Below are 19,587 nucleotides of genomic sequence, written 5' to 3'. Positions count from 1 at the left end.
TTTGCTTAATTTTTATCGTTTTTAGGATGGTTATCCTTGCGATCATTAATCCCGCGACCCGCGTGCGCCGGTTTGGCAAAAATCATACGCCCAGCTGCGGTTTGTAAAGCACTTGTGACGACCACTTCGATTTGCTCGTTCATGTAATGCTGGCCATCTTCTACCACAACCATTGTGCCATCATCTAAGTAAGCGACCCCTTGTTGACGCTCTGTTCCGGCTTTTACAACCATCACATTCATCGTTTCACCTGGAATCACCACTGGTTTCACAGCATTAGCTAAAGCATTAATGTTTAAAACAGGCACATTTTGAAATTCAGAGACTTTATTTAAGTTGTAGTCATTGGTCACAACCACGCCATCTAATAATTTTGCTAATTTGATTAATTTACTGTCTACTTCAGAGATATCCTCGAAATCTCCGTCATACATCTCAACAGAGATACCTTCTTCTTTTTGTAAAGCATTTAAAATATCTAAGCCACGACGACCTCTCACCCGTTTTAAACTGTCTCCAGAATCAGCAATGTATTGTAATTCATATAAAACAAAGTTAGGGATGAGCAAAACACCTTCTAAAAAGCCTGTTTTAGCGATATCGTAGATTCTGCCATCAATGATGACACTGGTGTCTAAAATTTTGTATTTATGGAAGTTGTCTTCCACTTTACGTTCCAACATTTGTCCTTCGGTGTCTTCCGTATTTGCTTTCTTTTGGCGAGGTGTGAAAACTTTTTTCCACTCCTCAATCCGTGTTGTTCCCATTCGGAAACCTAAGTAACCCAGAATAATCATAACTAGAATTGGTAGTAAACTATTCACGACAGGAATTTGTAAGTTGTACATTGGAATGGAGATAATGACGCCAATTGTTAAACCAATGATGGCACCAATACTTCCAAATAATAAATAGGTTAAACTCATTTCATTTAAAGCTGCTTCGATTTTTTTGACAGCGGAAACAATATACTTTGCTAACCCTAAAGATAAAATAAAGAAAATAATTGCACCGATTAATCCGTTCGTAAAGTTATTGTTTAACCAACTGTTATTGCCTTGCTTAGCCATTTCCCAAGCCATTGGGAAAAGAGAAATTCCTAAACTTGCACCAGCAATGATCATCAGCAACGTGATGATTCGTTTTTGCATATAGCCATCCTCCTCGTTTATTTAATAAAGACGTCTAGTGTTGTGGGGCGTATAAAAATCATACGCCACCAACAACCTAAACGGATTATTTCTACTTTCATTATTTAAAAACTTTTCTTAACGTTTCACCAATTGTTGAAACGCCAATAATTTCAATCCCTTCAGGCGCTTCCCAGCCACCAAGGTTATTTTTAGGGACATAGACTTTTGTAAAGCCTAGTTTTTGCGCTTCACGCACTCGTTGTTCAATACTATTCACGCGGCGAATTTCACCAGTTAAACCAATCTCACCAATGAAACATTCTGAAGATGAGGTTCCTTTTTCTTTATAGCTAGAAGCAATACTGATTGCTAACGCTAAATCAATAGCTGGTTCATTAATTTTGACTCCACCAGCCGCTTTTAGATACGCATCCTGGTTTTGTAATAAAAGGCCTGCCCGTTTTTCTAAAACCGCCATGATTAAAGAAACGCGATTAAAGTCCAACCCGGTGGTCGTTCGCTTGGCATTGCCAAACATCGTTGGGGTAACTAACGCTTGGATTTCCACCAAAATGGGGCGTGAACCTTCCATTGCTACCACAATTGAAGATCCGGTGGCTCCTTCTAAACGTTCTTCTAAAAAGACCTGAGAAGGATTCATAACTTCAACCAATCCATGTGTCTGCATTTCAAAAATACCAATCTCATTCGTTGAGCCAAACCGATTTTTGACAGCCCGTAAGATTCTAAAGGTGTGATGCTTATCTCCTTCAAAATAAAGAACCGTGTCTACCATATGTTCCAACATCCGTGGCCCTGCGATAGACCCTTCCTTCGTTACGTGTCCGACAATAAAAATGGCAATCCCATTCGTTTTTGCCAGTTTCAATAATTCGGCAGTTGTTTCTCGGACTTGACTGACACTACCAGCAACGCTGGTAACATCTGGCTGCGTCATTGTTTGAATCGAGTCAATAATGACATAGTCTGGTTCTAATTTTTCAATGGCTCGTGATATTTCGTGCATATCTGTTTCTGCGTATAAGTAAAATGTCTCGTTGACGGTGCCTAGACGCTCCGCTCGTAATTTAATTTGCTCAGCACTTTCTTCACCAGAAACATATAAAACCGTGCCACCTGTGGCTGCTAATTGTTGCGATACTTGTAAGAGCAATGTTGACTTACCTATTCCGGGATCGCCACCGATTAAAACTAACGAACCTGGAACAACGCCACCACCTAAAACCCGATTCAGCTCCACTAATTCAGTTTTTACACGAGGCTCTTTTTTAGGTACGACTTCAGATAGCCGTTGTGGTTGTGTCTTTTTACCAGTCAAACTTACTCTAGCACGACGATCAGAAGTATCTTGAATAACCTCTTCCACCATCGAATTCCATTGTCCACAATTAGGACAGCGGCCGAGATATTTTGGAGACACATACCCACAGCTTTGACATTCAAATTGAACTTTTGCTTTTTTTGCCATGTAGAATCTCCTTATCTGTTGTTTATTTTAACATTTATTAAATGGTTTGAATAACGTTGCCTACTGAAAAAATAGGCTTTATTTTTGTCCAGACGAACCAAAACCGCCCGTTCTTTCTGCCTCGACTTGGTCATCATCCGCTAATAAAAACGGTTTAAAAATCCCTTGGCCAATTCGTTCACCTTTTTCAATGACAACATCTTCATATCCAAAGTTTAAAAATTGGAACATGATATGTCCTTCGTTATTCTCGTTATTATAATAATCACTGTCAATGACTCCGACACCATTCGCTAAAAGTAGGAACCGTTTTAGCGGGTTCGAAGAACGACTCACCAATTCTAAATATTCAGAATCAGGCATATACGCCTTAATTCCTGTTTTAACTAAAATTGGTTTGGGATTTTCTCCAGCTTGTTGTAACTTCCAAAGACTTGGTACAACGACCGTTTCGGCTGCTTGAAAATCATACCCCGCGGCACCTTTTGTTGCTCGTTGTGGGACACTCAAGCCCTCTTCTTGATACTTAGAAATAATCTCAAAACCACGTTGTTTCATATTCATTCTCCCCTACTGTCTAAACTACTCCTATTTTACCATAATCTCTGATACTCTGGTTGTTTTTAGTAAGTTTCTCATTTCTAAAAGCCCAGTTAATCTAGACTACGCAAAAAAGAGGAGAATTTTTGTTTATTTTCCTTCTTTTAGTCTATCATCTTCTCTTAAAATAAACAGACCAAATCCCAAAAAGTCCCAAGATTCCCTCAAAAAGTTCACACTTTCATTAAACTTTCTTTACTATTCATTATTTAGCACTTTCTAGTAGCCGCTGATTTTGTTATAATGAGTGTCAAATTTTACTGTAAAAAGAAACGAGGCACTTATGAGAAACAAACTCCAACAGGCCAAACGAATTGTGATCAAAGTCGGAACCAGTTCTCTGATTTATCCCAATGGCAATATTAACTTAAAAGCAATTGATCAATTAGCCTTTACTTTGAGTGATTTAAGCAACCAAGGCAAAGAAATTATTTTAGTTTCTTCTGGCGCAATTGGTGTCGGACTGAATAAATTAAATCTATCTGTACGCCCAACGACAATTCCCGAACAACAGGCAGTCGCTGCAGTCGGCCAAGCAGAATTAATGAACATTTATAATCAGCGGTTTTCAACCTATAGCCAACAAATGGCACAAGTTTTATTAACTCGTGATGTTATTGAATATCCTGAAAGTCGCAATAATGTTACCAATACTTTTGAACAACTGTTAAAAATGAATATTATTCCTATCGTCAATGAAAATGATACTGTCGCAATTGAAGAATTGGATCACTTAACCAAGTTCGGGGATAACGATCAATTGTCTGCCATTGTCTGCCAAATTGTTCAAGCTGACTTGTTAGTTATGTTATCAGATATTGATGGTTTCTTTTCAGATAACCCTACTGTCAACAAAGAAGCCACGTTATTTTCTGAAATCAATGAAATTAATGAAGACTTGTTCCAATTAGCCGGTGGTAAGGGGAGCCGCTTTGGCACTGGTGGGATGTCTAGTAAATTAAAAGCTGCTGAACGTGTGTTAGCTAATCAACAGGCGATGATTTTAGCAAACGGAAAGCAGCCAAAAATCATTTTTGAAATTTTAGAAGGAAAAGATATCGGTACGTTATTTATTAAAGGAGGGCATGAAAGTGACTGATTTAAAGCAACTAGGGCAACAAGCTAAAGAAGCCTCTTATACGCTAGGCTTGATGGATACTCGTCAAAAAAATACTTTGTTAAACAAAATGGCCGCAGCCATTGAAGCCAATGCGCCCCGCATTTTACAAGCAAACGCATTAGATTTAGAGCAAGCCGCTACCCACGGAATTTCTGAAACAATGCAAGACCGCTTACGTTTAACAGAAGAACGGATCACAGCGATGGCCGAGGGCATACGCCAAGTCGCTACTTTACCCGATCCAATTGGGGAAGTAGATAAAATGTGGCGCAATGAAGCGGGGCTGTTAATTGGGCAACAACGCGTGCCTTTAGGTGTTATTGGAATCATTTATGAATCGCGGCCAAACGTGACAACAGATGCCGCTAGCCTTTGTTTCAAATCAGGAAATGCTGTTATTCTTCGAGGCGGAAAAGAAGCGTTTCACTCCAATCAGATATTGGTGACAATTTTACAAGAAGCGCTAATACAAGAAGCCGTTTCTCCCCATCTCATTCAATTTGTTGATGATACTTCTAGAGAAACAGCCCAACAACTTATGCGCTTAAATGACTACTTGGATGTCCTCATTCCGCGTGGCGGCGCCAACTTAATCAAAACTGTTTTGACAACAGCCACTGTTCCTGTTATTGAAACGGGCACAGGCAATTGTCATATTTACGTGGACAAAGACGCCCAGTTAACAATGGCAACTGAAATTATTGTCAATGCTAAATGTCAACGTCCTTCTGTCTGTAACGCCGCCGAAACGTTATTAATTCATCAAGAGGTGGCTGAAGCCTTTTTACCAACAATTGAAAAAGCCTTGAAGGAGTTTCACGTGGAACTTCGGGCAGATGAACGTGCGTTAGCAATTTTTGAAGAAGCCATTCCAGCGACTGAACAAGATTGGGAAACGGAATTTCTCGACTTTATCTTAGCAGTGAAAGTCGTTGATTCTTTGGACGAAGCCATCCAGCATATTAATCGCTACAATACAAAACATTCTGAAAGTATTATTAGTGATAATTACTTTGCCACACAACAATTTTTACAACAAGTGGATGCAGCCGCTGTTTATGCGAATGCTTCAACTCGTTTCACGGACGGTTTTGAATTTGGATTTGGCGCCGAAATCGGCATTAGTACGCAAAAACTACATGCCCGTGGACCTATGGGCTTAGCAGAGCTTACTTCGACAAAATATGTTATTTATGGAAATGGGCAAGCACGTTCTTAGAAAGAAAAACCCTTGATTTAAAGATCAAGGGTTTTTCTTTCTCTTCTCCAATGTGCATTTTTACACATGAGATTGTTCACAGTTCCACAATCTATTCTTGATATTTTTTTTGAATCCTCATTATACTTTCTACATATGCTTGTTTCACTTGGACTGGCTCTAAAATTGTCACTTCTTCACCAAAGCCCATAAAATAGTTGGCTAAAAATTGTGTTTCTGTTGGATGAATCTGTCCAACTAAAAAACACTGCGTGGGCGTTTCTTCCAACTGAATATTGTCAAAGCGATGTTTATAAAAAAATTCTTTGCCTTTTTCTGTAATGATTGCTTTAAATGGAATCGTACGTGCTGTCGTTTGTTGATGGCGATACGATTCTTTCAGTTCTTCAGTCGTAAAATCCAGTGTTTGGTTTAACTGCTGAATAGCCTCCATAAAATCACAGCGGTAAGTACGCCAAGCCTTTTTAGTCACATCATAGCCTGAACAATACCAATACCCTTCTAAAATAGTTAACCGGGTTGGTAAGATTTTTTTCGTTGTTGCTTCATATCTGGTATAGTTAAACTGAATTACTTGTTGCGCCAAAATACAATGAAACAGCTGCTCTAAATTGCCTGGTGCTTCTACTTGTTCAATTCCTTCGTAATAGACGACCTTACTCATTTGACTGATTTTAAATTGGGTTGGTTCATCTAAAGAATGCAATAATTTTTGCTGAATTTGCTGATAGGAATGACCAAACGGTGACTCTGCGACTAATTTCAGTAATTGTAACGAAAAAAAGATCGCTAACACTTCATTTTCGTTAAAATAAATCGGCGGCAACAACGGTTTGTTTAAAACTCGATAGCCACCATAACGACCATTCTCCACATATAGCGGCACGCCTAAATTTTCCAAAGCTTCAATATCCCGCAAAGCTGTGCTTTTAGAAATCCCAAAAGTTTTCATTAACTGATTTAAATTAAACTGAGGATGGGTTCTCAAGAAAAAAAGTTCCTGATTTAAACGTTCTGATTTTTTCATTTTCCCCTCCATCGGTGTCACTTTTTGACACCTTTTATTGTTATGCTTATCTTATCAATCTTAGGAGGTTCAAACAATGAAAAACACACAATTTGCCCTTTTTATGGTCTTAAACGGACGAGCAACGGAAGCCTTGACGTTTTACCAAGAAGCCTTTGCTGGTGATATTCTTTTTAAAATTACTAATCAAGAATTTAAAGAGCGTTTAAATCCTTCTTTGACCATTCCCGCTGGCGAAGAACACTGGCTTTCTCACTCGATTTTACAAATGGACACTTTTCAATTACAACTAGCTGATAATCCTTTGTTTGCAGGAATGAATACCACGCCCACAGAACAATTGACCCTCAGCTTAACCGTCAATAGCCGTCACTCTGCCAAAACAATTTTTGAAAAACTCACGCGCCATCCCGAATCCTGTATTATCCAAGAACCAATTGAAAATGAATTTGCAACATTTTATGCGATTGTGAAAGATCCTTTTGGTTTAGTCACTCAAATTACTCAAGAAAAACAAGCAGATCCTACCAAGAAAGGACGTTAGCCGAAGAATGCGAACCTATGAATCAAAAGAAGCCTTGATTGAGGCCATTCAAATAGCTTCACAAAAATATTTAGCTGAATTTGCAGAAATTCCTGAAACACTTAAAGATCACCGAATTGAAACAGTAGCTAAAACACCTTCAGAGAACTTAGCCTATCAATTAGGCTGGCTCAACTTGCTGCTTTCTTGGGAAGAACAAGAACAACGTGGTCTGACCGTTCAAACGCCAGCTGAAGGTTATAAATGGAATCAACTGGGCGATCTCTATCAATCATTTTATCAAACCTATGGACAAATGAGTTTAGAAAGTCAGCTGATTGCGTTGCAAGACATCTTAGAAAAATTACTTCATTGGATTGACTCGCTTTCCGAAGACGAATTATTTTTACCTCAACAACGGGCTTGGGCGACTACCAAAGCACAATGGCCTCTTTGGAAATGGATTCACATTAATAGCGTTGCCCCTTTTACTAGTTTCCGAACGCAAATTCGCAAATGGAAAAAAGCGTGTCTTTAAAAAGTTATCCACATTTTTTCAAAAAAAGCTTGACAAGCATTTTTTAAATTCTCCACAGAAAACTTTGTGGATGAAATTTCCTATTTTTTCCAAAAAACTTTTCCACAGTGCTTATTTGTTCGACATTAAATCTTTGTAAATTCTAGAAAAAAGAAGATGAAAACGTTGTTTTAATAACGTTTCCATCTTCTTTCAACTTTAGGGATTCCTTTACTTTTAGCAAGCAGGCCTTCTGAACTTGCGTCTATTTTTTTTAGCAACTCGAAAACTTATCCTTGTGGATAAACCGAGATAAAAAGCTTTTTTGTGGTTTTCAACAGAGTTATGCACAAAGTTATCCACAGGGTGTTTTCAGCAATTTTTCGGAGAATATTCGTTGTTTTAATCTGGTGATTTAGCATTTGAATGTTAATCTCTTACTACTAATTCTTCTTCACTCCACCCTTAGGATCCTAATAAAATTTTAAAGTTTTTCTTCTATTGGTACATCAAATAAAGAGTATGATAAACTATAGGTACTTTCGAAAAATCAGGTGAGGTTATTTATGAAAAATAAAAGTAGGCAGTTTTTAAAAAACAACTGGCCTTATATGTTAGCCAGTTTCTTCATTCCATTTTTAATTATGGCAATTATCTATTTGAGTATTGGGATTTATCCAGGAAGTAGTCGCAGTGTTTTAGCCAGCGATGCCTTTTCTCAATTTTCAAATTTTCACGCAAGCTTTAACAATGTTCTTCATGGAAAACAAAGTCTTTTCTATACGTGGAATGCTTCTTTGGGACTAAACTACTTGTCCTTAATTTCCTATTATCTTGGTGGCTTATTTACGCCGCTCGTCTTTTTCTTTAACAATCAAAACATGCCTGATGCGCTCTATTTCCTAACGTTGTTGAAAATTGGGAGTGCTGGCTTGAGTTTTTGGTTCTTGGCAAAACAAACCTTTAAGATTCCTAAATGGTCCCATGTGACTTTAAGTGTATCTTATGCGCTAATGTCCTTCATTGTGGCCCATTCAGAATTAATTATGTGGCTGGATGCCTTTATTTATCTGCCACTCGTAATTTTAGGAATTCATCGTTTAATGGACCAACGAAAACCGACATTATTGTTTGTCAGTTATTTCTTGCTTTTCATTACAAATTATTATTTTGGCTTTATGATTGGGTTGTTTTCCTTCCTGTACTATTTTGCACGAACGTTTACAGACTGGCAACGATATAAATCTCGAATCGTTGCATATTTTACTACTTCTCTTTTAGCTGGTGGAGCATCCATGATTATGGTCTTACCTGCTGTCTTAGATTTACGAACCAATGGTGAAACTCTTTCTGAAATTACAACCTTTAAAACAGAAGCGACTGCCTTTTTAGATATTATTATGAAAAATATGATTGGCGTTTACGATACAACCAAATATGGGTCCATTCCTTTTATTTACATTGGGTTGTTGCCTTTGATTTTTTGTCTCTTCTATTTCGTTACGAAAGAAATTCCATTGAAAAACAAACTACTTTTTGGCAGTTTGTTTGTCCTATTGATTGCTAGCTTTTACATCACGCCCTTAAATTTATTCTGGCACGGTATGCATGCGCCGAACATGTTTCTTTTCCGCTATAGTTTCCTCTTTTCATTCCTAGTTATTTTGCTTGCTGGTTATGGTTGGGAAAAATTTGAAAAGGATGATCTCGGCGTCTTAAGCGGCTTGATTTTGATTCTTTTAGCAATTTTTGCTCTTGCAATGGGCACAAAAGGTGCTACTAGTTATACGTATGTGACTTTAACCTCTTTCGTATTAACGGCAACTTTTTTACTATTATACTTTTTCGGAATTGCTTTTTATCAATTGAAAAAAGCGCCTATGCAATACTTAGTGATTTTGTTATTGCTGCTCGTTTCTGGTGAAGCAATCATTAATACACGGGCGATGGTCACTGGTATTTTAGATGATTGGAACTACGCATCACGCAGCTTGTATTCTGAGCCTTATCCTGACTTAAAAAATCTAGTCGATCAAACAAAAAAAGAAAATGATACCTTTTACCGCTTGGAAAATTTAAATGGTGTTTCGGCCAATGACGGCATTAACTATGGCTACAGTGGCATTAGCATGTTTTCTTCCGTACGGAACCGACATTCTTCAACATACCTAAACGCCTTAGGTTTCCGCTCACGAGGCACGAATTTAAATATTCGTTACCAAAATAATACCTTGTTAATGGATGCTTTGATGGGCATTAAATACAATATTGCTGAAAACAATCCAATGAAATTCGGCTTTGAGCGACAAGCAGCTGCTGGTAAATATCAGCTTTATCGTAACGAAAATGCTTTGCCGTTAGGATTTTTAGCAGACAAAGAGATTTACAATGTCCGGCAACCTCTCAATGATAATTTAGGTAGTCAAACAAATTTACTAAATGCTTTAGCCAATACCAATGAACGGTATTTTACCTTTTATCAACCAACGATGACGCTTCAAAATAACGTGACAATTACGCAAAATACAGCTGGCGTAACTTTTACGGAGAAACAACATAACGTAGCCAAAGAGATTTCTTATACAGTCAATGTGCCCGCCAATACGCAAGCTTATTTGAGTTTATTCCCAACGGATTTTGCTCAATTGGAAAGTTCCACTGCGACGGTCACCGTGAACGGCTCAAGTCAGCAATCACAAATTGGCATTACTGGCCAATATTATAATTTAGGCTACTATCCCAAAGATACAACTGTTAACTTCAAAGTAAGTTTTTATGGAACCAAAGCAGTAAGTTTTGTTCAGCCGCAAGTGGTTGGCTTAAATACCAATGCATTTGAAAAAGCCATTTCCGCCGTGCAAGAAAAAGGCGTTGATTTAACCACTGGCAACCGCTCTGCTTCAGGTACCTTTACCGCCGACAAAGATCAAGTACTCGTCACTACAATTCCTTATGACAAAGGTTGGCGTGTCAAAATTGACGGCAAAAAAGTTACCCCAAAAGCCTTTAAAGATGCCTTTCTAAGCGTTCCTGTCAGCGCTGGAACCCATACTATTCAGTTCTCTTATTTACCAGAAGGATTGATTCCTGGCATCGTGTTATTCGTTCTATGTACTGGTGGTTTCGTTGCATACGTAACCTTGATTCCTGCTAGACGAAACCGTAAAAAAGAAGACAAATAAAAAATCACGCGATGGCTAAGTCATCGCGTGATTTTTTTAAATTTCAGTCATTGCTTCTTCCACAAGCGAAACACTTTGATGTCTTCCTTTCGTAATCAACAAGGAAAGTTGCACAAAAGCAAAGAGGACACTGGTCCGCTTAGGATAAGCAAAATAACGTGGTTGCCAACTAGTGACATATTGTTCTTTGCGCTTGCGTGTATCTTGAAACGCATAAATTTGATAACTATACTTGTAAAAAATATTAACAAAGCGTTCTTTTAAGAAAGAGTACTTGCTCTCCCCTACGTTAGCCAACGGCGCCATCCCAATATCAATTAATTGATAGCCCTGCTGTTGATAGGTTTCAATAAAATGAGTGAACAAATATTCTCTAGTAAAAGCAGGTGCTTCTGAACGAATACGTAACAAATCATACGAAATACTTTTGCCTTTTTCCATTTCTTTTCCCGTAATGAAACCGATGACCGTTTGTTTCTGTCTCACCAAGCCCACGCTACTGCATTTCAAGTACTCGGGATCCAACCGTCCACCAATAAAGTAGCGCTCTTTTTGATTCCGTGACCAGTCCGCAGAAACTCGTTCTAACTCTTGATATAAGGCATCACTAATCGTTTCGGGATAAAATTCAAACTGAAAATCCGCTGCTTCTGCTGCTATTTTTTCAGTCACTGTTTCCGTCCAGGCTGTTTGATTCACTGTTGACGGCTCATCAAATTGAATCAAGCCTTCTTCCCCAACTTTCATAAATTCAAAGCCGCAATCGTGAAGATTCATAACATATTCTTCCGAAATACGATAAAAAACTAATTGATAGCCTAACAAATCAGCTTGATCCATAAACGCCAGTGTCGCCGCTGTCCATTTCTCTCGTTGCCCAATTGGATCCGCCAAGACAAAGCATTTATTAAACTTCATTTGAAACCCAAAAAGTACTTGATCTTCGCCTTCTTCTTGGTAATAAAAATGACCATAATCCTTTAAATACAAAAATTGACTGCCTTCGTTGCCACCAAATTTTTCCAAAAAGCGTGTCAACCGCGCTTCCTCAAATCCCTCACCTAAAGTAACAGTTGTTTCGGCTAAATATTGATACAAAAAGAACAAACCAATCAAGGAAATACTTAATCCAATCAATCCGTTAAACCAAACATCATCTGACGGGAACAACAAAAAGTGATTGATAACTTGATTGCCACCAGCTGGTCGTGCGGCGTAATAGCCAGCAACCGCATAACCGATAAACAAGCAGCCAAACAAAATACTATCTACCGTTAAAGCGCCCCATGAATAAACAAACTTTTCACGATAAAATTCTTTACGAGCCAAAATAACCGCCAATAAAATAACAGCATAAACAGTAATCAACTGCCACGAAGTCGTTCGTGCCACCGTATTTACAATACAAAATCCTAGTAAAATAATTGTAGGCCAATAAGCTTTTTTCACTTTCATAGAAATGCCTCGAGCTAAACCTAATAACAAGAATCCTACAAATAAATTCAATGTCTGATCTAAAAAATTAAAAGAAAAGGGAAGTAACACTTGGAATAAACGACTGACATTTGACAAATTCGTCACAGTCGACAATAGAACCATCATAATTCCTGCAAAATATAACGCCGCCACCAAAATAAAATGCGCCACTTTTTGTGAAAATAACCGAGGTAAATTATCAAAAAATTGATTAACTTTCATGCCTGCTTGTTGCAAGAACAAAATAACTCCTGTCATAAAAGGCGTCACATAATAAAACAAACGATAATACAACAACCAGACGACCGCTTGTGATCGATCAATCCCTAATTGTGATAAGCCCAAAATCATTAAGACATCAAACGTTCCCATACCACCAGGAACCATGGTTAACATCCCGATTAACGTAGCGATAACAAACATTGGATAAACAGAAACCATCGAAACTGGTACCTGCATCAAACGACCTATCATTAAGAAAGCAAACATCCCACCTAGCCATTGACCTAATGAAGCGCCGAATAATAGGAGCACCGCTTTTGGAAAAAATGTTTTAAACAATGTTCGCCGTTTTAAATACGTGAAAAACCAGAGCGCTGGCGCAATCAGGCTGCCCAATAATAACCAAACCCAATATTCACGAAAAACATTTTGGGTTCGAATAAAAAATAAATCAACAAACGCCACAAAAGATAAAATAGATAACCCTGAAATCAAGAACAGAGCAACTTTTGAGACCGTTGCTACAACCTTGCCCCGTGGTACATCTTTTCCGTAAAAATTAATCCGTAGCGTTGCACCAACCACGCCGCCAAAACCCGCTAAGTTATTAATGGTATTGGTGACCCAAGCCGAAGTTAACCAATCCATTCGTTTCATTGGTGGCTTACCTTCTTTTTCCAATAATTTAACGACTACATAGTCATAAAGGAGCATCGGAATAACCCCTAATAGTCCTGCCAAGACCATACCAATTAAACGCCCCGTACTTTGTTGTTCCATCGTGGAAAAAATATCCGCCCAGGTCATGCCTTGAGCGATATGTGTCACTTGGTTAGCCACGAAAACTAATACAGAACCAAGAAAAATTAGTTTCAATAATAAACTGTGTTCTTTCAACCACTGCGTTAGTTGGCTAATATTTTTTTTCATCTTATAGCCTCTTTCATATCTCTTTTCTATTCATTTAACTTTCGTTTTATCGATTTTCTTCCATGGTAGCCTATTTGCTGAAAATTTTCCAGCACGGCTAGACATTTTGGCTGAATCGTATTGTTTTATTGAAAAAAAAGAGTGAGAAAAAAATCTAAGACGATTTTTTTCTCACTCTTTTAACTGTATTTTTTACGCCACTACTTCTGCGATAATCTCAATCTCCACCAACACATCCATCGGTAATTTAGAGATTTCAATCGTTGTGCGTGCAGGATATTCCGCACTAAAATACTCAGCATAGACTTCATTGAATGCCGTGAAATCCGCCATATTTTGTAAATAGCATGTCGTTTTGACTACATGAGCAAAATCACTACCAGCTTCTGTTAAAATCCCTTGAATATTTTTCAGTACTTGATTGGTTTGTTCTTTAATCGTTGTACCAACCACCTTGCCTGTTTCAGGATCCAGTGGAATCTGACCAGAAGTAATCAATAAACCATTCACAATTTTTGCTTGTGAATATGGTCCAATTGCTTGTGGTGCTTGCTTTGTTTTAATTGTTTTCATTTCTTTTCCCCCAGTAAATGACAAGTTGTTACTTTTTGTTATTTTATTTGTTTCTATTTTTCCATTGTACTGCAACCATTTTCGGAATGCTATCTTTTCTCAATTATTCCCAAGCGCTGATGCTGTGCCATCCTTTTGTAAAACAGCTTCAAAACCTTGGCGCATCCTTTCAAGTCCCTCGTGTAGTTTTGCTTGCGAACAGCCAATATTTAACCGTAAAAATCGTTGCCCATTACCACCATATATCGAGCCGTCCATAATAGCGACTTTCCCCACAGAAACTAAAGCCTCTTGTAAGCGGGCCACATCTGGAACTGCCGCTGATACATCCAACCACATTAAGTAAGTTGCCTCCAGCTCCGTCACTTTAATTTTTGGCAAATATGTCTGTAAAAAATCTTTCACGTAACGTTGGTTCTCCGCTAAATAATCATTCAACTCGTCAACCCAAGTACCACATTTTTGATAGGCCGTCATGGTTGCTAGCATTCCCAAAATACTTGTTGATGATAGACCATCGGCGTTTTTTAATTTGAGCTGAAAAGCGTCACGTAATTCGTTATCTGGAATTAGGGCGTAAGCAAAAATCAGCCCTGGAAAATTAAAGGTTTTCGTGCCACTGGTAATAATGGCAGATTTTTTATAACCAAATTGCGTAATTGGTCGATGAACTTGGCCTTTATTAACGATATCCATATGAATTTCATCAGAAAGTAAAAACACATCATACTGTTGGCACAATGAAACCATTCGCTCTAATTCCCATTGCTCCCAAACACGTCCTGTTGGATTATGCGGGGAACATAAAAGCAAACAGCGATTTTCTGGTTGCGCTAGTTTTTTTTCTAAATCAATAAAATCAATGCTGTAGCGCTTCTCTTGATAAAGCAGTTCATTTGCCACTACTTGCCGCTTATTTTCCTGAATAACTTTAAAAAATGCATCATACGCAGGTGTTTGTAAAATAATGCCCTCCCCTTCATTAGTTAATAATTGGATCAACGCAGAAATCCCATAGATAACGGTCGGGGTATACATAATCCAGTGTTCTTCAATCTTCGTCTGGAATCTTGTCTGGTACCACGTTTGAATTGCTTCTTTTAATTGTGGATGGTTCCACCTCGTATAGCCAAATACGGGATGTTTCAAACGCTCCTGTAATGTTGCCAGAACTGCCTCTGGCACAGCAAAATCCGTATCGGAAATAGTGAAGGGAAGCAAGTCCGCTTCCCCAAATCGATCTTCTACAAAATCCCACTGTGTACAATACGTTCCTCGTCGATCAATTGCTTTATCAAACGACACACTCTTCACCTTCTGTCTTTTTTCTAACCTAAAATCATCTCTAATTGATTACGGACCGTTGTCACTTTGGTTCCGATAATCACTTGTACATTCTGCGCATCTAAATGTACAACGCCTAAAGCCCCTAATTGCTTTAATTTGTCATCATCTACTTTATTAGCATCTGCTAACACTAAACGTAAACGCGTAATGCAATTATCAATAGCTTGAATATTCTCTTGCCCACCCAAAGCCGCTAAAATCCCAGGCGCATCATAGCCACCCGTTTTCTTATATTGAACTTCTTGATCGGTATATTCAGTCTCATCTAAGACCTTGTCTCGTCCAGGTGTTTTTAAATCAAAGGTTACAATGACTGTTTTAAAGACGAAATAATAAACAACAAACCAGATAGCGCCAACAATGAGAACCCACCACCATTTTGTATAAGTTCCTTGTAACAAGCCAAAAATAACAAAGTCCAGTAGCCCGCCATCAGTGTTCCCAATCACAACACCTAATAAAGCCATTACCATGAAACCTAGACCAGTCATAATGACATGAAACAGCCATAATAATGGACTAATAAATAAGAATAAAAATTCAATTGGTTCTGTAATGCCAGTGATAGCCGTAGCAATCACACCTGAAAGGAGTAAGCCTTTAATCTTATGTCGATTCGCCGGAGCTGCAGTATGATACATCGCAAGTGCCGCCGCTGGTAAGCCAAAAATAAAGGTCGGCATTTTCCCTTGTGACAAGAAAGCTGTTGCGCTTGGTGAAATCGGTAAATTATTTTGCAATTCTGCATAGAAAATATTTAACGCACCAAACACTTCTTTGCCAGCCACCACCGCTGAACCCCCTGCTTCAGTAAAACGAATCATGGAAACCAAAATATGATGCAACCCAAACGGCAACAGTAGACGTTCCCCTGAACCAAACAGAAAAGGCCCAAAAATACCAGAACGTTGGATAAGTTGGCCAATCGCCATAATCATTAGCGCGAAAAGTGGCCAAACTAACGGAATGACTAAGCCCACGAAGGCCATCACTAATGAAGTAATAATTGGTACAAACCGTGCGCCAGAAAAAAAGGCAAAACTATCTGGTAGTTGCACCGTATAAAATCGATTATGCAACTTATAGACAATAAGCCCAGCGATAATTCCACCAAGAACGCCCATTTCAATCGTTTGAATCCCAAAAACCATTCCTTGGCCGGCTTCCCGCAACTGCTCAGGATCCACGAGGCGATTCGTCTGCACTAAATAGAAATTAATCGCTAAATTCATCACCGTATAGCCTACGAAACCTGAAAACGCAGCAATTCCTTTTTCTTTCCGAACTAACCCCAACGGAATGGCCATTGCAAACATGACAGGTAAATAGGCAAACGCAAAACCACCAATTGTCGACATAAATTGGAAAATAATTTTTACTGCGGGCTTTCCTAAAAACGGGATCGTTTCAATCATGGATTCACTGGAAAAAGAACTTCCTAATCCCAACAAAATCCCCATAAAAGCTAATAAAGCCACTGGCAACATAAACGTTTTGCCTAATCCTTGGAAAAACTCCCAGAAAGTCGCTTTCTTTTTCTTTACTGCCATTTCTTAACTCCTCCATTCATTCTTTACAAAACTAAAAATGATTGCGTTTACATTCATTGCCCTCATTATAACTAGCCCAAAACAAAGAAAAAAGAGGCTACCCTTTTTCTGTATCCCCTTACATCATTTAGTATGGTGTTGCATAAAATTACCGCGGCTGCTTTGCCTCTGCATACATTAATAAAACCGTATCGAACAAACAAATGACAGCAATTCTTGAACTTAAATCCACGAGCTGATGATAACGTGTCGTCCCTTTGGCAAATAACGTCGTCGTCGACAATTTTTCCAAGGTGCTTCCTTTAGTCGAAATCAAACTAATCATCGGCACTTGCTGTTCCTGCGCTACACGTGCATACGCTAAAATCCCCTTAGTTTCTCCTGTATAACTGACAAAAATGGCTAAATCCTGTCCATCCAGATTCTTAACTGCTGCCGCTTGTTCATCCCAATCAGATCGTGCATAGGCTTTTTTTCCTAAAAATGTTAGCTTTCGTGCAAAATCAGTACAAATAGGAAAACTGCCACCAACACCGAACACTTCAATCGTATTCGCACGCTCAATCATTTTAAGCATTTCCGCGACTTTGGCTTCATCCATTTGTTGAAAACTGTCTTGCACATTGGCGATCAACTGTTGTGTAATGGCTTGAAAACTACGACTATCGCTTTCTGTGCTCTCGCTCTGCACCGATTGGACGATTGCGTATTTTAATTCTTGGAAGCCTCGATAACCTAAGTGTTTTGCTGTCCGAGAAATAGTGGCTGTTGAGACAAACAACGCCTGCGCCACCTCATAAATGGTTTGTGAACTAATTTCCGTCATATGCGTCAAAATATAATCCAGTACTTGATTTTCAATTTTACTTAAATCATTTCGTTTCTTTTCTAACAAAGCGATTAATCCCTCAGTCGACATCCAATCCCTCACTTTAAATCCTTTTTTATAATTATACACCAGAATATTCTGATTATTTCAATAAGAAAGTCCAAAATAACCAACAGCGGCTCCATCATTCGCCAGAGAAAAAAATCAGCCTTCCGATGGAGGTGCTTGTTGCGCTTTCTTGCTATACTCTGTATATAGAAAACAGGAAAAATTTGGAGGTAGTACGTATGAATAATCAACGACCAATGTTTATAAATATTCTTTTAGTGGTCCTTTTATTTTTAGTTGTCGGTTCACTCTTTAGTGCCGTTGTCGGTATCGTGGGAAGCTTATTGTGGCTAGCAGTAAAAATTTTAGTTCCCGTAGCGATTATCGTGTGGCTTGTTCGAACAATTTCGGGAAATAATGGCAACTGCCGCCGTCGTTATTAAAAAAAACCAGGTTTTCCTTTTCGGAAAACCTGGTTTTTTTACTTCTTTTATCTAAAAGCATATACAATATTACTAATACCAAACATCATAAAGTAGAAGCCAACTAAGAAGCTTAAAGTTAATGCTGAAGACAATGGATTAAATAATAACATTACACCTAAGATAATCCCTAAAACGTCAACAATTAATGTGAACCAGAAGTAACCTGTGCTTACTCGTTTAGCAAAATCTAAAGTAAATAAGCCGAAAATTGAGTCGAATAAAAACCAAATTGCAAAAACAAATGGTAACACAGCGACACCAATATTTAAGTTAAACAATAAGTAAACACCAATTAGGATATCAATAATCCCTAAGATGATTGGTGCATAAGCTTTGTAGCCTAGCAATTCTTTCATACGATTACGTACAAAAATTTCGAAAATCCCTTTAATAATAGCAAAAATCGCAAAAACCATCACAATGGCAATTAAATTACCGGCAGGATTTTGGAAAGAAATTAATGCAGTCAGAACAAATAGAATTCCTAATACTAATGAACCCCAGTCCATTCCATGATGTTGTCGTTGTTCCATGACACTCACTCCTCTATAAAATAATTTATTACACTTATTATGTTACTACTATTTTACAAGGTGTCAAATATTTTCATCGTGCTTTCTGAAAACCATTTCAATGATAACTCCATTAAAAACAACGTATCACTTGATTGTCTCTTTTTTGGTGCAAAATTGTGCCTTTTTTGTATAAATAAGTCCCTCGTGTTCCCACAAAAAAACCGCTACTTTTTCATCTAGTTTATAAAAAAGTAACAGTTATAAATTATTTTTTCTTTTTCCCAATCGAGAGAATCCCTCTTTTTATGACATCAAAGAAACTCAAAGATTGGACCATATGATCTGGGTCAACATATTCACGAATAGCTCGTAACACTCGCTTCGGCTCTTTTGAAGCAAACGTATACGTCCCATTTTTCTTGGTTTGAATCGCATAACGAGGAATCCATTTTCCTTTGAACATTACTGAAGCCAACACGTAATCGACTTCTTCCCACGGAATTTGGATAAACTTACGTGGATCTTTGGCATGGTAAAATTCAAACCCGCGGTCACCTATCATAATTTGTCCATAATCTGTTAATCCTGTAAATGCCGTCGCATCTATAACTAAATCAACTTTTGTGTTTAATGATTGTACCATGTTATCTGCTCCATTTCATTCGACTAATTCCTCTTTATTATACGTTTCTTTCCTGATCGAAACAAACAAAATTACATCTTTGTTTAAAAAAGCGGAAGAAAAGTTTCTCGACTTCTCTTCCGCTTTTTTTGATTAGAAGTAATAAACTTACTTCGTCAT

Annotated in this window: 17 protein-coding genes; 6 read left to right on the top strand and 11 right to left on the bottom strand. The window is 38.1% G+C overall.

What is annotated here, in order from left to right; translation table 11 throughout:
- Positions 1 to 5: 5 nt before the first annotated feature.
- The 3 genes from IGJ04_RS08890 to IGJ04_RS08880 form a co-directional block, all read right to left on the bottom strand.
- Positions 6 to 1,151, bottom strand: coding sequence for a PIN/TRAM domain-containing protein (locus IGJ04_RS08890; RefSeq protein ID WP_002368622.1), 1,146 nt, complete (start codon positions 1,149 to 1,151; stop codon positions 6 to 8).
- A gap of 100 nt (positions 1,152 to 1,251) precedes the next feature.
- Positions 1,252 to 2,622: a DNA repair protein RadA gene (gene radA, locus IGJ04_RS08885; RefSeq protein ID WP_002356050.1), complete on the bottom strand. Its 1,371-nt coding sequence runs from the start codon at positions 2,620 to 2,622 to the stop codon at positions 1,252 to 1,254.
- A 78-nt stretch (positions 2,623 to 2,700) separates the two neighbouring features.
- The gene (locus tag IGJ04_RS08880) at positions 2,701 to 3,186 is read right to left on the bottom strand and encodes a dUTP diphosphatase (RefSeq protein ID WP_002361472.1); all 486 of its coding nucleotides are present in this window, start codon (positions 3,184 to 3,186) and stop codon (positions 2,701 to 2,703) included.
- 319 nt (positions 3,187 to 3,505) lie between these two features.
- On the opposite strand from IGJ04_RS08880, the gene proB reads away from it, so the two are divergent.
- The gene (gene proB, locus IGJ04_RS08875; protein ID WP_002389550.1) at positions 3,506 to 4,321 is read left to right on the top strand and encodes a glutamate 5-kinase; all 816 of its coding nucleotides are present in this window, start codon (positions 3,506 to 3,508) and stop codon (positions 4,319 to 4,321) included.
- Complete coding sequence (locus IGJ04_RS08870) at positions 4,308 to 5,561, top strand: glutamate-5-semialdehyde dehydrogenase (protein WP_002385467.1); 1,254 nt, start codon at positions 4,308 to 4,310, stop codon at positions 5,559 to 5,561. Before proB ends, IGJ04_RS08870 begins: the two co-directional genes overlap by 14 nt.
- A gap of 91 nt (positions 5,562 to 5,652) precedes the next feature.
- On the opposite strand, the gene IGJ04_RS08865 is transcribed toward IGJ04_RS08870, so the two are convergent.
- Entirely contained in the window at positions 5,653 to 6,600 is a 948-nt protein-coding gene (locus IGJ04_RS08865; RefSeq protein WP_002385468.1) for a helix-turn-helix transcriptional regulator, read from the bottom strand.
- Positions 6,601 to 6,664: 64 nt separating this feature from the next.
- Between IGJ04_RS08865 and IGJ04_RS08860 the strand changes: the two genes are divergently transcribed.
- The 3 genes from IGJ04_RS08860 (at position 6,665) to IGJ04_RS08850 (ending at position 10,810) form a co-directional block, all read left to right on the top strand.
- Complete coding sequence (locus IGJ04_RS08860; protein WP_002364587.1) at positions 6,665 to 7,132, top strand: VOC family protein; 468 nt, start codon at positions 6,665 to 6,667, stop codon at positions 7,130 to 7,132.
- Positions 7,133 to 7,139: 7 nt separating this feature from the next.
- Positions 7,140 to 7,649, top strand: a complete 510-nt coding sequence (locus tag IGJ04_RS08855) for a ClbS/DfsB family four-helix bundle protein (protein ID WP_033626085.1) — start codon at positions 7,140 to 7,142, stop codon at positions 7,647 to 7,649.
- A gap of 545 nt (positions 7,650 to 8,194) precedes the next feature.
- The gene (locus tag IGJ04_RS08850) at positions 8,195 to 10,810 is read left to right on the top strand and encodes a YfhO family protein (RefSeq protein WP_438840128.1); all 2,616 of its coding nucleotides are present in this window, start codon (positions 8,195 to 8,197) and stop codon (positions 10,808 to 10,810) included.
- 36 nt (positions 10,811 to 10,846) lie between these two features.
- On the opposite strand, the gene mprF is transcribed toward IGJ04_RS08850, so the two are convergent.
- From mprF to IGJ04_RS08825, 5 genes are all read right to left on the bottom strand, one after another.
- Entirely contained in the window at positions 10,847 to 13,438 is a 2,592-nt protein-coding gene (mprF, locus tag IGJ04_RS08845) for a bifunctional lysylphosphatidylglycerol flippase/synthetase MprF (RefSeq protein ID WP_002407592.1), read from the bottom strand.
- Between the two features lie 192 nt (positions 13,439 to 13,630).
- A complete protein-coding gene (locus tag IGJ04_RS08840) occupies positions 13,631 to 14,011 on the bottom strand; it encodes a RidA family protein (protein WP_002356039.1) in 381 nt (126 codons plus the stop codon).
- Between the two features lie 99 nt (positions 14,012 to 14,110).
- Positions 14,111 to 15,325, bottom strand: a complete 1,215-nt coding sequence (locus IGJ04_RS08835; RefSeq protein ID WP_016618494.1) for a MalY/PatB family protein — start codon at positions 15,323 to 15,325, stop codon at positions 14,111 to 14,113.
- Positions 15,326 to 15,339: 14 nt separating this feature from the next.
- Positions 15,340 to 16,908, bottom strand: coding sequence for a maltose/glucose-specific PTS transporter subunit IIBC (gene malX / locus IGJ04_RS08830; protein ID WP_002378674.1), 1,569 nt, complete (start codon positions 16,906 to 16,908; stop codon positions 15,340 to 15,342).
- Between the two features lie 148 nt (positions 16,909 to 17,056).
- Entirely contained in the window at positions 17,057 to 17,827 is a 771-nt protein-coding gene (locus IGJ04_RS08825) for a MurR/RpiR family transcriptional regulator (RefSeq protein ID WP_438840127.1), read from the bottom strand.
- Between the two features lie 197 nt (positions 17,828 to 18,024).
- On the opposite strand from IGJ04_RS08825, the gene IGJ04_RS08820 reads away from it, so the two are divergent.
- Positions 18,025 to 18,228 (top strand): hypothetical protein, encoded by a 204-nt coding sequence (locus IGJ04_RS08820; RefSeq protein WP_002381332.1) that lies wholly within the window; start codon positions 18,025 to 18,027, stop codon positions 18,226 to 18,228.
- 47 nt (positions 18,229 to 18,275) lie between these two features.
- Here IGJ04_RS08820 and IGJ04_RS08815 read toward each other — a convergent pair whose 3' ends face one another.
- Together IGJ04_RS08815 and IGJ04_RS08810 are read right to left on the bottom strand one after the other, a co-directional pair.
- Entirely contained in the window at positions 18,276 to 18,803 is a 528-nt protein-coding gene (locus tag IGJ04_RS08815; protein ID WP_002356034.1) for an HdeD family acid-resistance protein, read from the bottom strand.
- Positions 18,804 to 19,050: 247 nt separating this feature from the next.
- On the bottom strand, positions 19,051 to 19,428 hold the full coding sequence (locus IGJ04_RS08810; protein WP_002356033.1) for a DUF956 family protein: 378 nt from the start codon (positions 19,426 to 19,428) through the stop codon (positions 19,051 to 19,053).
- Between the last annotated feature and the right edge of the window lie 159 nt (positions 19,429 to 19,587).

It is taken from the genome of Enterococcus sp. AZ050, from assembly GCF_051715085.1.
Taxonomy (GTDB): domain Bacteria; phylum Bacillota; class Bacilli; order Lactobacillales; family Enterococcaceae; genus Enterococcus; species Enterococcus faecalis.
Note: the sequence above shows the minus strand (reverse complement) of the source record. Positions and strands in the feature narration are given on the sequence as shown.